13 protein-coding genes are annotated in these 14349 nt (G+C 73.7%); 3 read left to right on the top strand and 10 right to left on the bottom strand.

All coding sequences use genetic code 11. The features are described from left to right. Positions 1-85 precede the first annotated feature (85 nt). Positions 86-1606 (bottom strand): serine/threonine-protein kinase, encoded by a 1521-nt coding sequence (locus tag BM339_RS47375; RefSeq protein WP_083597161.1) that lies wholly within the window; start codon positions 1604-1606, stop codon positions 86-88. Positions 1607-1710: 104 nt separating this feature from the next. Between BM339_RS47375 and BM339_RS01145 the strand changes: the two genes are divergently transcribed. After that, entirely contained in the window at positions 1711-2280 is a 570-nt protein-coding gene (locus tag BM339_RS01145; RefSeq protein ID WP_256255139.1) for a DUF4870 domain-containing protein, read from the top strand. A 28-nt stretch (positions 2281-2308) separates the two neighbouring features. Here the strand turns inward: BM339_RS01145 and BM339_RS01140 are convergent, their stop codons facing one another. The 3 genes from BM339_RS01140 to BM339_RS01130 form a co-directional block, all read right to left on the bottom strand. Beyond that, a complete protein-coding gene (locus BM339_RS01140; RefSeq protein ID WP_021600323.1) occupies positions 2309-3133 on the bottom strand; it encodes an LLM class F420-dependent oxidoreductase in 825 nt (274 codons plus the stop codon). A 68-nt stretch (positions 3134-3201) separates the two neighbouring features. Next, positions 3202-3951: a hypothetical protein gene (locus BM339_RS01135; protein WP_024936785.1), complete on the bottom strand. Its 750-nt coding sequence runs from the start codon at positions 3949-3951 to the stop codon at positions 3202-3204. A 44-nt stretch (positions 3952-3995) separates the two neighbouring features. After that, positions 3996-4679: a cyclase family protein gene (locus tag BM339_RS01130; protein WP_075019664.1), complete on the bottom strand. Its 684-nt coding sequence runs from the start codon at positions 4677-4679 to the stop codon at positions 3996-3998. A gap of 45 nt (positions 4680-4724) precedes the next feature. Between BM339_RS01130 and BM339_RS01125 the strand changes: the two genes are divergently transcribed. Together BM339_RS01125 and BM339_RS01120 are read left to right on the top strand one after the other, a co-directional pair. After that, a complete protein-coding gene (locus tag BM339_RS01125; protein ID WP_024936784.1) occupies positions 4725-5552 on the top strand; it encodes a HipA family kinase in 828 nt (275 codons plus the stop codon). After that, entirely contained in the window at positions 5549-5968 is a 420-nt protein-coding gene (locus BM339_RS01120) for a DUF3037 domain-containing protein (RefSeq protein WP_075019663.1), read from the top strand. The genes BM339_RS01125 and BM339_RS01120 overlap by 4 nt, the downstream gene beginning before the upstream one ends. A gap of 18 nt (positions 5969-5986) precedes the next feature. Here the strand turns inward: BM339_RS01120 and BM339_RS01115 are convergent, their stop codons facing one another. The 6 genes from BM339_RS01115 to BM339_RS01090 form a co-directional block, all read right to left on the bottom strand. Beyond that, complete coding sequence (locus BM339_RS01115) at positions 5987-6895, bottom strand: hypothetical protein (protein ID WP_075019662.1); 909 nt, start codon at positions 6893-6895, stop codon at positions 5987-5989. 120 nt (positions 6896-7015) lie between these two features. Continuing rightward, positions 7016-7942, bottom strand: a complete 927-nt coding sequence (locus tag BM339_RS01110; RefSeq protein ID WP_075019661.1) for a helix-turn-helix domain-containing protein — start codon at positions 7940-7942, stop codon at positions 7016-7018. A 77-nt stretch (positions 7943-8019) separates the two neighbouring features. Beyond that, on the bottom strand, positions 8020-8862 hold the full coding sequence (locus tag BM339_RS01105; RefSeq protein ID WP_024936782.1) for a GNAT family N-acetyltransferase: 843 nt from the start codon (positions 8860-8862) through the stop codon (positions 8020-8022). Between the two features lie 137 nt (positions 8863-8999). Next, on the bottom strand, positions 9000-10592 hold the full coding sequence (locus BM339_RS01100; RefSeq protein WP_083597160.1) for an alpha/beta hydrolase: 1593 nt from the start codon (positions 10590-10592) through the stop codon (positions 9000-9002). Positions 10593-10762: 170 nt separating this feature from the next. Beyond that, a complete protein-coding gene (locus BM339_RS01095; protein ID WP_256255138.1) occupies positions 10763-12352 on the bottom strand; it encodes an alpha/beta hydrolase in 1590 nt (529 codons plus the stop codon). 173 nt (positions 12353-12525) lie between these two features. Next, positions 12526-14187, bottom strand: a complete 1662-nt coding sequence (locus tag BM339_RS01090; protein ID WP_024936590.1) for an alpha/beta hydrolase — start codon at positions 14185-14187, stop codon at positions 12526-12528. Between the last annotated feature and the right edge of the window lie 162 nt (positions 14188-14349).

Raw genomic sequence — 14349 nt, 5'->3', positions numbered from 1 at the left:
ATGGACCGAACCCGATTCTAGAACGTGCGGGCGACCGGATCGGCCGCCGGGTCCCGCTCAGTGAGCATTCCGGCCCTGCGCCTTCTCAGGAGCGCGACAGCGGACCCACGACGGTCCATTCACGGCCGTTCGACGACCGGCCGACGTAGCGGAACATCAGCCGGTCCCCTCCGGCCTCCGGGGTGAGCGTGAGCGTCCCGGTGTCCACGCATCGTTCCGTGCCGAAGGTGATCCGCTCGCGGAACCTCAGCGTGCCTCCCGACTCGCCCAGGTAGATCTCGGACCCCGAGCAGTTCTGCTCCGGATAGGCGATGCTCCCCGCGGCGCCGCCCGCGGGGAGCACGAGCCTCGCGGAGAAGACCTTCCCGTCGTTCTGCGTCAGCCGGCCCGTCCACGTCCCCGCGTACCGCTGCGGGATGCCGTTCTCCGGCCCGGAGGTGCCCGGCGACGGAGACGAAGGCGTCTCGGACGGCGGGCTCTCCGGTCGCGTCGCGCCCGCCGTGCCGGACGTGGCGGCCAGCGGGCGTCCGCTCGCGCCCGGCCCTTCCCGGTTCTCGCCGCCGCCGTCCCCGCTGGACAGCGCGAGCACCATCACCACGACGGCGGCCGCCACCGCGACCACGGCCGCCGACACCGCGACCACGCCCGTGACCGGCCGCCGGTCCCGGGGCGCGGGCGGGCCCGGCGGCGCGGGATGCGCGTACGGCGTGGGCGGCGTGGGCGGGGCGGGCGGGGCGGGCGGGGCCTGCATGGTCCGCGTCCCTGCGGAGGCGGGCGGGGCAGGCGCCTGGTCCGCGTCGCCGAGCAGGGCGCGCAGCACCTCCGACGCGGTCGGGCGCGCCGCCGGGTCCTTGGCCAGGCAGCGGGCGGCCACGTCCCGCAGGGGCCCGGTCAGCTCGCCGAGGTCCGGCTCGCCGTGCATGACCCGGCCGACCATCGCCGTCATCGTGTCGGCGGCGAACGGGAGCCGCCCGGACGACGCGAACACCATCGTGCCCGCCCACGCGAACACGTCGGCGGCGGGCCCGGCGCGCAGCCCCTCCAGCTGCTCGGGCGCCATGTAGGCCGGCGTGCCGATCGCCCCGCCGGAGGTGATCGTCCCGGTGTCCAGGGCGCGGGCGATGCCGAAGTCGATGACGCGCGGCCCGTCCGGCCCGAGCAGCACGTTGTGCGGCTTGAAGTCGCGGTGCACGACGCCCGCCCGGTGGATCGCCACGAGCGCCGTAGCGGTGCCGACCGCGAGCCGCTCCAGCGCCCCGCGCGCCCGCGGCCCCTCGGCCGTCACGACCCGGTGCAGCGACGGCCCGTCGACGAGCTCGCTCACGATGTAGGGGCGGTCGCCCGCCACGTCGGCGTCCAGGATCGCGGCCGTGCAGAATTCCGCGACGCGCTTGGCCGTCTCCAGCTCGCGCAGGAACCGCGACCGCGCCTCGGTCTCGGGGCCGAAGCCGCCGTTCAGCAGCTTGACCGCGACCCGCCCGTGCGTGCCGCGCTCGTCCTCGCCGAGGAAGACCACGCCCTGGCCGCCCTCGCCGAGCCGGCCGAGCAGCCGGTACGGACCGAGCCGCTCGGGGTCGCCGGGACGCAGGGTGCCCGCCGCCGACATGTGTGCCTCCCGTTCTGGTGAGACCCGCGTCGGCGAGCCCGGTTCCTATAGATTCCTGAAGTATCTCCCACCGAGCCATGCGCAGAGGACCTAAAGGAACACCAGTGACGGACCAGCCCCCGCCACCACCCCCCGAGCAACCGCCGCCCTACCCCGGTGCCTACGGCGGGCCACCTGGCCCTCCTCCCGGGCAGCCGCCCGGCCCGCCACCCGGACAGCCCCCCGGCCCGCCACCCGGACAGCCTCCGGGCCCGCCGCCCGGAATGCCGCCCGGCGGCTACGACCCGCGCTACGGGTACGGCCCGCCCGGGTCCGCCCACGGCGAGGAGACGACCTGGGCGGTCTTCGCCTACGTCGGCAACGTCCTGATCGGGTTCCTGCCGGCGCTGGTCATCTACCTGTGGAAGAAGAACCTGTCGCCCTACACCCGGTTCCACGCCGCGCAGTCGATGAACTACCAGCTCACCATGCTGATCCATCTGCTGGCCGTGGCGGCCGTCTGCGTGCCGCCGGCCATCCTGCTGGACGCGCCCGCGTTCCTCGCCCTGCTCGCACTCCCGTACCTGGAGTTCCTGATCGGCGGGTGGTGGCTCCTCATCCTGGGCGCGGTGAAGGCCGGCAAGGGGCAGTACTACCGGTTCCCGACCTTCATCTGCTACCGCATGATCCGCTAGCTCCTCCGCGGGCTCCCTGGGCCGGGGCTCACAGATACGAGCGCGCGTACCCGTCCAGGACCGGCAGGACGGTGTCGCGGCCGCCGCCGGGGACCCGCAGCACGACCTCCTCGATCCCGAGCGAGGCGTAGTAGGCGAGCTTCTCCGGGGTCGGCAGCGTCCCGAACGGGATCACCGGCACGGGGTCCCGCCCCGCCTCCGCGCAGGCGCGGCGCAGGGCGGGCAGCGCCTCGCGGATGCCGGCGCCGCCGATCGGCAGCCATCCGTCCCCGTACTCGGCGAGGTGGGCGAACAGCGTGGGCCCGGCCGCGCCGCCGAGGAGCACGGGGATCCGGCGGGACGGCTTGGGCCACGACCAGCTCGCGTCGAAGCGCACGAACTCGCCCGCGAAGGACGCCTCGTCGTCCGTCCACAGGGCCCGCATGGCGAGGACGTGCTCGCGCGCCATGGCCCGCCGCCGCTTCCAGCGGACGCCGTGGCCGGCGCCCTCCTCGGCGTTCCATCCGTAGCCGACGCCGAGCGCGACCCGTCCGGGCGCGAGCCGGTCGAGGGTGGCGACGGCCTTGGCCGTGACGATCGGGTCGCGCTGCGCGGGCAGCAGGATGCCGGTGCCCAGCGTGATCCGCTCGGTCGTGACGGCCGCGGCGGCGAGCGAGACCAGCGGGTCGAGCGTGCGGGCGTACTCCTCGGGCAGGCTCTCGGCGCCCGTCGGCGGCGCGGTCTCACGGGCCACCGGGATGTGGGTGTGCTCGGGGACGTAGAGCGAGGCGAACCCGCGGCGCTCCGCCTCCACCGCCAGCTCGTGCGGAGCCATGGTCCGGTCGGTCGCGAACATCGTGATCCCGAGCCGCATGCCGCTCCTCTCCCAGGGGTCGCGGGCACCCTACGGCGCCGCCCGGCGGGCGCTCGCGGCGGTCCCGCTCAGCGGCCGAACTCGCACACGGCCACCGTCGCGTCGTCGTGGACCTTGTTCCGCGGCCAGCGGGCGGCCCGCGGGTCGGTCCGCTCGATCTCCCGCGTCCGCCCGATCAGGGCGGCGGGCCCCGGGTCCGCCGCCAGCGCGGCCAGGCCGGCCCAGTCGGTGGCGCCGAACATGTCGGCGAGCCGGGTCGCGCCGTCGGTCAGCAGGACCGCGCGGCGCAGCTCGGCCGCCGGGACGGTGCCGGTGACCGCGGCGCCGGCGACGGCGGGATCGGCCGCGGCGTAGGAGGTGCCGCCGGTGATCTCCCGCACCCCGTCCCCGCCCTCCAGCAGGACGGTCGAGTCGGCCAGCACCAGGTAGTCGACCAGCTCGCCGCGCAGCCGCAGCGCCAGCACGGTCGCCGCCGGTGTCGTGGGGACGCGCAGATCGCAGCTCAGCCGGTGGGCGGCGGCCACGTCCGCGATCGCGCCGGCGAGCCGCGCCACCAGCGGGCGCGTGCCGGGACGGTGCGCGCCCTCGGGCGGGCCCACCGGCGAGCCGGCCGGCGGTCCGGCGCCGTCCAGCATCCGCGCGAGCAGCCGGGTGCCGAGCGACCGCGCGTACCAGGCGGTCCCGTGCACGCACCCGAGGTCGGTGCCGAGCGGCAGCCCGCACCCGTCGAGGACCACGACCGCACCCGCCGCCGCGGCCACGAAGTCCTCGTTGAGCCGCTCGGGGCTCCCCTGGTCCGTCGCCCATTCCACCCGCACGCGTTCCCGCCCTCCGTCGCCCGGCTCCCAGTATGGGGTCCGGCTCAGCCGGGCGCGGCGCGCTCGCCGACGCGGGCCACGGCCCGGACGGGGGCGCCGTCGGCTCCCGCCAGCGCGAGGGGGAAGAGGGAGACGTCGATCGCGCGGCCCGCGGCCTGGGCGTCGACGAGCCGGTCCAGGCCGGTGAGGTTCTCCGCGATCACGGCGCCGGCCCCGCACAGGACCCGGTGGGCCGCCAGGGAGAAGTCATCGGAGCCGGGCGGCGGGGTGCGGTCGACGCTGAGGGCGTCGATGCCGACCGTCCGGACCCCGGCGGCGGCGATCGCCTCCGCGGTCTCCGGCGCGGGGTAGGGATGGGCCAGATAGCCGTCGGTCCCCCAGCGCTCCGGCCAGCCGGTCGCGATGAGCAGGACGTCACCGGGCGCGAGGCCGGGCGGGACGGCGTCCGGCGGTATCGGCGTGCGGGGCGGCAGCCCCCGGACGTCCATCACCACCGCCGGGCCGGTGAAGCGCTCCAGCGGCACCTCGTCCAGCTTCGGCAGGGCGTCGTCGATGTGGAACGGAGCGTCCACGTGGGTGCCGGTCTGCGAGCCCATGTGCAGGCGCAGGACGTTCACCCCCGAGCCGGCGACGGTGAGCGCGGGCACGGCCTCCACCTCCGGGTCGCCCGGATAGACCGGCATGCCCGACACGACCGGGACCGACAGGTCGACCAGCTCAACGCCCATGAAACCGATTATCCCGGCCGGAGGCCCACCCGGTAGCGTTGCGCCGTGTTGCCACATGTGACCGCCATCCGATACGTGACGCCGCTGCGCGAGGGCGGTTCGCTGCCGGGCGTCGTCGAGGCCGACGATCTCGGCACCTACGTGATGAAGTTCCACGGGGCCGGGCAGGGGCGCAAGGCGCTGATCGCCGAGGTGATCGCCGGTGAGCTGGCGCGCGGGCTCGGCCTGCGGGTGCCCGACCAGGTGCTCATCGACCTCGACCCGGCGATCGGGCGGCACGAGCCCGACCCCGACGTGCAGGACCTGCTCAAGGCCAGCCCCGGCTGGAACCTCGGCGTCGACTTCCTGCCGGGGTCGCTCGGCTTCGACCCGCTCGGCTGGACGCCCGACCCCGGCTTCGCCTCGCGGGTGCTGTGGTTCGACGCGTTCATCGGCAACGTGGACCGGAGCTGGCGCAACCCCAACATGCTCGTCTGGCACGGCGACGTGTGGCTCATCGACCACGGCGCGAGCCTCATCTTCCACCACGCGTGGACGAACGCGGCGCGGCTGTTCTCCGGCCCGTACGACGTCGACGACCACGTCCTGACCCCGTACGCGACCGCGCTGCGGGACGCCGAGGCCGAGCTCGCCCCGAAGATCACCGAAGGGCTGCTGCGCGAGGTGATCGAGCTGGTGCCCGACCGCTGGCTGGAGGGCGAGCCCGGCTTCGAGAGCCCGCGCTCGCTCCGCGACGCCTACCTCGACATCCTGCTCCCGCGCGCCGGCAAGCCGCGCGACTGGCTGCCCGACCTGGACGTCGGCGGCCGCCGCCCGGACACCTCCGCGCGGCGCGGCCGGAACCGCCCCGACTGGCTTGGCGGTGCCCCATGAGCGGCGACCGGGTGAGGACCAACATCAGGACGGCCACCGAGCCGACGGTGTTCGAGTACGCCGCGCTGCGCGTCGTCCCGCGCGTCGAGCGGGGCGAGGCCATGAACGTGGGCGTGGTGGTGTACTGCCGTGCCCTCGACTACCTGGGGTGCCGCACGCACCTGGACGAGAAGCGCCTGCTCGTCCTGGACCCGGCGCTGAACCTCGACGGCGTCCGCGCCGCGCTCCGGGGCGTGGACGCGCTCTGCCGCGGCGGCGAGCGCGCCGGCCAGGCGGCGGCGGAGGCGCCGGGCGCGAGGTTCCGCTGGCTCACCGCGCCGCGCAGCACGATCGTCCAGCCGGGGCCGGTGCACGCCGGCCTCACCGAGGATCCGGCCGCCGAGCTCGACCGGCTCCTCGACCTGCTCGTCAGGTAGCCGCCGGCCGGGGTCCGGTCACGTCCACTCCCAGCGGATGCCGTGGTACCCGGCGGCCATGCCGAACTCGATGAAGTGGACGCTGTGGTAGCTCGACAGGCGCAGGTCGGCGGTGTCCTTGAGCGCGGTGTGGCCGTCGGGCCGCCACGTCCGGTAGCAGCGGGCGGGCAGCGCCGCCGGATGGAACCGGACCTCGATGAGGTACTCGTGCTGGGGGGCGCGGAAACCGCGCCCCTCCTCGGTCACCGGCGGGCCCGTCCCGTCGAACCCGAAGCCGAACTCCACCAGGTAGGTCTCGCCGCGGCCGAGCGCCCGGTCGAAGAGCAGCTCGGCGGCGATCAGGCCGCTGGACTCGTCCATCCGGACCCGGCCGAACCGGCAGCCGCGCACGGTGCGCGACGACGGCAGGACGCCCTGCGGATGGTGGTAGACGGCGGTCCAGCGGTCGGCGCCGCGCTGCTGGGCCTGGAACACCGCGCGGACCCGCACCTCGCGCAGCTCGCGGCGGCGGCCGAGGATGTACTGGTCGTGCATGCTGAGCCCGGTGAGCTGCCGTTCGCCGCGGTCGCCGATCTCGTCGAGCAGGTCGCGCACGCCCGGCTCCGGGCACAGCTCCTCGACCGGCCGCCACGTGCCCGCGGGGCGTTCGGCCACCGGCCGCAGCAGCGTCAGCAGCGAATGGCGCGGCAGTTCGAGGATGGTCTCCAGACCGCGGACGGCGCGCAGCGAGTCGGCGCGCTCGGGCCTGGTCCGGCCGCGCTGCCAGTAGCTCAGCGTGGACAGGCTGACGGCGATGCCCTGCTCCTCCAGGCGGCGCCGCAGCGAGTCGAGGCTCAGCCCGCGGGCCTGGATGGCGGCGTGAAGGGCGACGTTGAACGGACCGTACTGGAGGACCTGTAGGAGATCGTCCTCTGCGACACTCTGCACTTTCCGGCCTCCGGATCGGCTCCGGCCGGCCCCCGCGCGACGGCCTTGACTCCTGCGATTGCTGTTACCGCGCTCACTGTAAGGCCCCGGGGGCCGGTTGCCAACAGGCGAGCTGCGACATCAGTGCCATTCCCACTCGATCCCGACGATGCCGCGCCGGACGGCGCCGACCGCGATGTTGGCGCTGCCGGACGTGCCGATCCACAGCTCGCCGAGCCGCCGCCGCGGGGCGGCGGAGGTCTCGGCGGTGAAGCCGTAGCAGCGCGCCGGGAGCCGGTCGCCGGCGAACTGGACGATCGCCACGTAGTCGTGGACGGGATGGGAGAACCGCCGGTCGTAGCTGTCGCACGGGGGCTGCGCGACCCGCCCGAGCTCGTACTCGACGACCGCGGTGTCGCCCGCCGACAGCACCCGGTCGAAGACCAGCTCGAACGCCACCAGCCCGCCCTCGGCGCGGACCCGGCCGGGCCGGCAGTACCGCAGGCCTCCGAGGCGGGCCGCCCCGTCGTCCGGCTCGCCCTCCGCGCGGGAGCGGTCTCCCGTCTGGTGGACGCAGACGACGCGGTCGACGTCGTCGCCCGCGGCGCGCAGGACGGTGCGCACCGACAGCGTCCAGCAGCGGCGGGCCTCGTCCAGCCGGTAGACGTCGTGGATGCTGAGCCGTTCGAGCCGGTGGTCGCCCGACCGGTCGAGCTGGCCGACGAGGCCGGCGTAGCGCTCGGGGTCGGACCACAGGTCCCGGACCGTGCGGCCCCTCTCCCCGGTGGCTGCCCGGCTCGGCGCGGGCCCGGCGCGCGCCCCGCGGACCGCGACGGCCTCGGCCGCCGGGTCGTCCAGCAGCTCGGTGAGGCCGCCGGGCGGCACCTGGAGGATCTCTTCCAGGGCGACGACGACGGTGCGCGACCGCGGGCGGCTGCGGCCCCGCTGCCAGTAGCTGAGCGTGGCGACGCTGACCGTCAGGCCCTGCGTGCCGAGCCGGTGGCGGATCCGGTCGAGGGTCAGCCCGCTCGCCTGGACGGCCTGCCGCAACGCGCCGGCGAACTCCACGGCCGGATGGTACCCGCCCCGCAAGATCGATTCAGGAAACCGGGCAGATCAGGCACGCAGCGACAAATCAGAAGACATCAGAACAGGATCGACGTGAACGAGCCGAGTTCGGTGAAGCCGACCCGCCGGTAGGCCGCCCGCGCCCGCGTGTTGTAGTCGTTGACGTACAGCGACACGGTCGGCGCGATGGTGCGCAGCGCCTCCCGCACCACCGCCGACATCCCGGTCTCCGACAGGCCCCGGCCGCGCAGGTCCGGCGGCACCCACACGCCCTGCACCTGGCAGGCCCGCGGGGTGACGGCGCCGACCTCGGCCTTGAACATGACGCGGCCGTCCTCGATGCGGGCGAACGCGCGGCCGTCGCGGATCAGCTCGGCGACGCGGGCGCGGTAGAGCACTCCCCCGTCGCCGGCGTTCGGCGACACCCCGACCTCCTCGGTGAACATCGCCACGCAGGCCGGGTAGACGATGTCGAACTCCTCCATCCGGACGCGCCGCACCCGCGGGTCGGCGGGCACGGCGGGGACCGCGGAGGTGGCCATCACCGGCTGGACGGCGCGGACGGCCCTGGCCGGCCCCCAGTAGGGCGCGAGGATCTCCCACAGGTCGCCGACCGCGTCCACGGGCCCGACGATGGACGAGCAGCGCCGCCCCTGGGCCTGGGCGCGCTCGGCGAACGCGCGGACCGCCTCGGGGCCGGCCGCGACCGGGATGAGGTTCGCGCCGGAGTAGCACAGCGAGACGAGCCGCCCGTCGCGCAGGTAGCCCCACATCTGGGCGCCGAGCCGGCGCGGGTCGAGTCCCGCGGCGTGCACGCGGGAGCTGACGAACACGTTGGACACCGGGTCGGCGTCCAGGATCGCGAGGGCCTCCGCCCGGTGCCGGTCGTCCAGCACGCGCACCGGCACCGAGCCCAGCATGCGCACGGCTACCGGCCCCTGGACGGGCGCGGCCCCCGTTCGGCCCTCACCACTGAAAGCTCCACGTGGACAAGCCTATGTCGTCCAGGGGCCGCGTACCCCCACCGGCTCCGGTCGCGCTCCGATCCGGCGCCGGGTCACGGGTGGGTGGCCACCACCCGCCCGGTCTCCCGCGCCGTCCCGCGCTTCGCGGGCTCGGGCGCGGGCCCGCGCGCGCACCTCGCGTCGGGGCCGGGCCGGGAGGCGGGGACCCGGCCGGTGGCGAGGTAGCCGGCGACGGCCCCGTCGACGCACTCGTCCCCGCCCAGCGTGACGCCGTGGTCGCGCCCGCCGGTCTGCACCAGCAGCCTGGACGTGGGGAGCCTGCGGTGCATCTCCAGCGCGCCCCGGTAGGGGGTCGCCGCGTCCTCACTGCCCTGGACGAGCAGGATCGGCGGCAGCGAAGAGGCGCCCTTCACCCGCGGCGGCGGCCCGCCCGGCACCGGCCAGAAGGCGCAGGGCGCGTTGTACCAGGTGTTGCTCCACGTCTCGAACCGGTAGCCCTGGCTGAAGAGGCGCCGGCTGTCGGCGTGCCAGCGGGCCCAGTCGCGCGGCCAGGGCGCGTCGCGGCACTCGACCGCGACGTAGACGGTGTAGTTGTTCTGGTCGAGCCGCCCCGGCGGCTGCCACGCCTTGCGCAGCGGCCCGGGGTCGTGCCGGACGACGAACGCGGACAGGGCGCTCGCGTGCGACGCCCAGGAGTGCTCGCCGTAGCCGTCGGCGAGGAACACGTCGTCCAGCTCGGACGGGCCGATCTTCCCGTCGACGGGCCGGGCCTTGAGCGCGGCACGCGCCTTCGCGTAGGAGGCGGCGACCTTCCGCTCGGTCCTCCCGAGCCGGTACACGTCGTGGTGCCGGGCGATCCAGGCGAAGTACGCGCGGATGCTCTTCTCGAACGCGACGTTCTGGTCGAGGTTGTTGCCGTACCAGACGCCGCTCGGCCGGACGACGCTGTCGAGCACCATGCGGCGGACCCGCCCGGGGAACATCGTCGCGTACACCGCGCCGAGGTAGCTGCCGTACGAGTACCCGAAATAGCCGATCTTCTTCTGGCCGAGGGCGGCGCGGATCGCGTCCATGTCGCGCACGAGGTCGGCGGTGCCCATGTGCGGCAGGATCCCGCGGTACTTGCGGGCGCAGTCGCCGGCGTAGGCCTTGGCCCTGGCGGTCCAGGCCCGCTCCTCCGCGGCGTTCGCGGGGATGGTGTCGGGACGTGCCCGGCCCGGGTTCTGGTAGCCCGGGTCGCAGATCAGCGCCGGTTTGCTCGCGCCGACGCCGCGCGGGTCGAAGCCGATCCAGTCGTAGGACGCGGCGACCTGTTTCGGGAGCCTGCGGGAGAAGAAGCCGGACAGGTCGCGTCCGTGCGCGCCGGGCCCGCCGCGGTTGAGCAGCACCACCCCCTTGTACGTGCGGGCGGTGTGCCGGGCGCGGGTCAGCGCGAGGGTGATGTGCTCGCCCCTGGGCCGCGCGTGGTCGAGCGGCACGCTGAGGGAGGCGCACTCCAGTCCTTTGAGCCGGGTGCCCTCCACCGGGTCCTTGGCGGGGCAGGGCTTCCACGCGAGGCCGGCGGGCCTCGGCTCGGGACGGGGCGCGGTCCGGGCGGCGGCGGGCGGCCCCAGAACGGCGACTCCGAGCGTGAGTGCGGTGGCGGCCGTCCCGGCGGCGGCCTTCTTTCCAGCGTCGTTCAGCACCTTCGATTTCTACAGGCGCGAGGCCCTGAACTGCGCGAACTCCCACATCGCGCGATTCCGGCCGCAACCGGCGGAAACGAACGCGGCGTGCCCGGCTCCGCCCTGCGTGAGGGACGGAGCCGGGCACGCCGCAGGCGGTGTGCTACCCGCGTGCCACCGCTACCCGCGTGCTACGGGCGTCCGACCGGGAGGTCCTTGCCCGCGGCGGCGCGGGCCGCCTTCGCGGTCATGGCGGTCGGGTCGGGGTCGTTCAGCTCCGGAACGGCCTTGCAGTAGGCGTCCGGGCCGCGGTGGCCCGCCGGCAGGGCACCGGTGTCGAGGTACGCGGCGACCTTGTCGTCCAGGCACACGTTGCCGTTGAGCGTGTTGGCGTGGGTCTTGCCGCCGACCTCGAACACCAGCCGGGAGGACGGGAAGACCTTGTGCATCTCCAGGCCGCCCGCGACCGGCGTCGCCGCGTCCTTCGTGGACTGGACGAGCAGCATGCCCGGCAGGCCCTTGGCGCCCTTCAGCCTGAACTCCGGACCGCCCGAGAACGGCCAGAAGGCGACGGGGGCGTTGAACCAGACGTTGCTCCAGGTGTTGAACCGGTAGCCCTGCTCGTAGAGCTTCACGGCGTCGCGGTGCCACTTGCTCCAGTTGCGCGGCCACTTGGCGTCGGCGGCCTGGACGGCGTTGTAGACGGCGAAGCCGTTGTCGTCGCCGCCGGGGCTGAGCCAGTCGAGAAGGCCGGCGGGGTCCTTGTCGTTGGCCCACGCCGAGAGCGCCTGCGCGAACGGGATGTAGAAGCCCGTGTTGTAGCCGGCGGACAGGACGATGTCGTCCAGCTCGTCCGGGCCGATCTTGCCGCCGATGGGCGCCTTCTTCGCCGCCGTGCGGACGGCGTAGTACTTGGCCTCGACGGCCTTCTCGGTCGTGCCGAGGTGGTAGACCGAGTCGTACTTCGCGATCCAGGCCCACCAGGCCTTCATGTTGGCCTCGAACGCCTTGTCCTGTTCGAGCTGGGCGTCGTACCAGACCGTCTTCGGGTTGACGTTGCCGTCCAGCACCATCCGGTTCACGCGGTTGGGGAACAGCGTGGCGTAGGTGGCGCCGAAGTAGGTGCCGTAGGAGAAGCCGTACCAGCTGATCTTCTGCTGGCCGAGGGCGGCGCGGATCGCGTCGACGTCGCGCGCGGCGTCGGTGGTGCGCATGTGCGGCAGCAGCCAGCCGAACTTCTTCGCGCAGTCCTGCGCGTACTTCTTCGACTTGGCGATCCAGGCCTTCTCCTCCTTCCACGACGCCGGGTTGTAGTCCGGGCGGATCGGGTCGGAGTAGTTCGGGTCGCAGCTCAGCGCGGGCTTGCTGGAGCCGACACCGCGCGGGTCGAACCCGATGATGTCGTACTTGGCCGCGACGTCGGCGTGCCCGGTGCCGCCGATCCAGCGGGCGAGGGCCGGCGAGTACGCCAGCCCGGACCCGCCCGGCCCGCCCGGGTTCACGAACAGGACGCCCTGGTAGTTCTTCTCGTCGGTGTGCTTGAAGCGCGACACCGCGATGGAGATCTTGCGCCCGCCGGGCCGGGAGTGGTCGAGGGGGACCTCGACCTGGGCGCACTCGGCCTGGTTCATCGGGTCGTCGGGGCCGCTGACCTCGCACTTGCCCCAGGCGATGCCCTCGGCGGCACCGGCGGGGCCGGTGTCCGCGCTCGCGGAGACGGCGACGCCCGCCCCGCCTGCCGTCACGACCAGCGCGGTCGCGACGAGGATGGTTCTCTTCACGTGACCCCCTCAGATCGGCGGCTCCGGACGCCCGACACGGGCCGGAGGGGGGAGCGACGCCGATGCGTTGCGGATGCGTACTGCGAATCGGTTCGCCGTCCGCGCCGGGCCCCGGGGATCGCTCCCCGGGGCCCGCGCGGGCGGCCCTGTGCGGACGGCCTGGCGGCCGGGCCTCAGCGGATGACGTCGGCCTTCAGGCGCGCGGCCTTCTGCGAACCCGGGCCGTTCAGCGTCCTGGCGGTCGCCGACGACGGCGGGGTCGGGTCACCGAGCTGCGGGACGTGCACCGTGCGCTGCTCCGGACGCTCTCCCCGCAGGAAGTAGGCGTCGAAGTAGGCGTCCACCTCGGCGGAACCGCGGTGGACGATGCAGTGCGTGCGGTCACCGTCCTGGACGACCAGGCGCGATCCCTTGAGCCGGCGCTGAAGCTCCAGCGCGCCCTCGTACGGGGTGGCCGCGTCGGCGGTCGACTGGAACATCAGGATGTTCTTCGGCAGGTCGCGCGTGTGGCCGATGTTCACCGGCTTGCCGGCCTTGGCGGGCCAGAACAGGCAGGGCGCGTTGAACCAGGCGTTGCTCCACGTCATGAACGGGTGCTTGCGGTTGATCCGCGTGTTGTCCCGCCACCACTTGCCCCAGCTCTGCGGCCACTGGGCGTCGGTGCACTCGGTCGCGGCGTACATCGCGTAGCCGTTGTCGTCGGTCTCGCCGGACGTCGGGGAGCCGAACGTCCCGACGAAGGTGGCGGTGTCGCCGGTCTTGTGGGCGGCGAGGCCGGCGGCGTAGCCGTGCCAGACGGCCTGGCTGCGGCGGTAGGCGGCGTTCAGGATCACGTCGGTCAGCTCGTCCGGACCGACGGCGAGCTGCTGCCCGCTGTCGGGGTCGGTGTAGTAGACCGGCTTCTTCTTGAGCTTGCCGCGCAGGTCGTAGAAGAAGCTCCGCACCTTCTTCTGCGTCGCGCCCAGGTGGTACACCGAGTCGTACTTGGCGATCCAGCCGAAGTAGTACTCGATGTTCTTGTCGAAGGCGACGTCCTGGTTGAGGTTGGCCTCGTACCAGACGCCGGACGGGCCGACGTTGCCGTCGAGGACCATCTTGTCGACGTTCTTCGGGTACACGGTGGCGTAGGCCGAGCCGAGGTAGGTGCCGTAGGAGGCGCCGTAGTAGTCGAGCTTGTCGCCGCCGAGCGCCTTGCGGATCGACTCCACGTCGTTCACCGAGTCGATGGTCTTGACGTGGTCCAGCAGCCCGATCTTGTCGGCCTCGCCGCAGTCGTCCGCGTAGCCCTTGGACAGCTTCAGCCAGGTGGCGACGGACTTGCGGTCGCCGGTGCCGTAGTCGGGCCTCGGGGCGTTGGTGTAGGTGGGGTCGCAGCTCAGCGCGGGGACGCTCATGCCGACGCCGCGCGGGTCGAACCCGATGACGTTGTAGGCCTCGCGCATCGGGGCGGAGTTCTGCGCGAACACGCGCGGCCCGAAGAGCGCGCCGCCGCCCCCGGGGCCACCCGGGTTGACGACGATGTCGCCCTTCGCCTTGCCCTCGCCGGTGTGCGGCGTTTTCGTGAGCTGGAGCGTGATCTTCTTGCCCCGCGGCTTGGCGTAGTCCAGGGGCACCGACAGCTCGGCGCACTGCACGATCTTGGAGACCGGGTACAGGGCGTCGTAGAGGTCGTGCACCGTCTGGACGAAGTCGGTGGGGCAGGCGTGCCACTTGAGCGCGGCGGGGTTGAAGCCTCCGGCCGTTCCGGCGGATGGACCCTCGGCCTGCGCGCTTGTGGCGCCGAGGCCGGTGAGACCGAGCCCGGCCACCGCGGCCACGACAACGATCCTCTTCACATATCCCCCTATCGTGCCGACTCCGGTTGAGTCAGACATACGGGTAAATGAGTGAAGATTGTTGCGGTTCGGGCATCCGGCTCGACAGGTCCTGATCAGAGTGGATGCCGAATCGTGACAAGATCAGCGGAACTCCGTGACATGCTGGATCGTTCCGGATCC

Origin of the sequence: Actinomadura madurae, from assembly GCF_900115095.1 — a bacterium.
Classification (GTDB): domain Bacteria; phylum Actinomycetota; class Actinomycetes; order Streptosporangiales; family Streptosporangiaceae; genus Spirillospora; species Spirillospora madurae.
The sequence above is the reverse complement of the archived record's forward strand: the minus strand, read 5'-3'. Positions and strand labels throughout refer to the sequence as shown.

Coding starts and splice junctions, on each gene's coding strand:
- BM339_RS47375 (WP_083597161.1), bottom strand. CDS start 1,606: ATGTCGGCGGCGGGCACCCTGCGTCCCGGCGACCCCGAGCGGCTCGGT.
- BM339_RS01140 (WP_021600323.1), bottom strand. CDS start 3,133: ATGCGGCTCGGGATCACGATGTTCGCGACCGACCGGACCATGGCTCCG.
- BM339_RS01130 (WP_075019664.1), bottom strand. CDS start 4,679: ATGGGCGTTGAGCTGGTCGACCTGTCGGTCCCGGTCGTGTCGGGCATG.
- BM339_RS01120 (WP_075019663.1), top strand. CDS start 5,549: ATGAGCGGCGACCGGGTGAGGACCAACATCAGGACGGCCACCGAGCCG.
- BM339_RS01105 (WP_024936782.1), bottom strand. CDS start 8,862: ATGCTGGGCTCGGTGCCGGTGCGCGTGCTGGACGACCGGCACCGGGCG.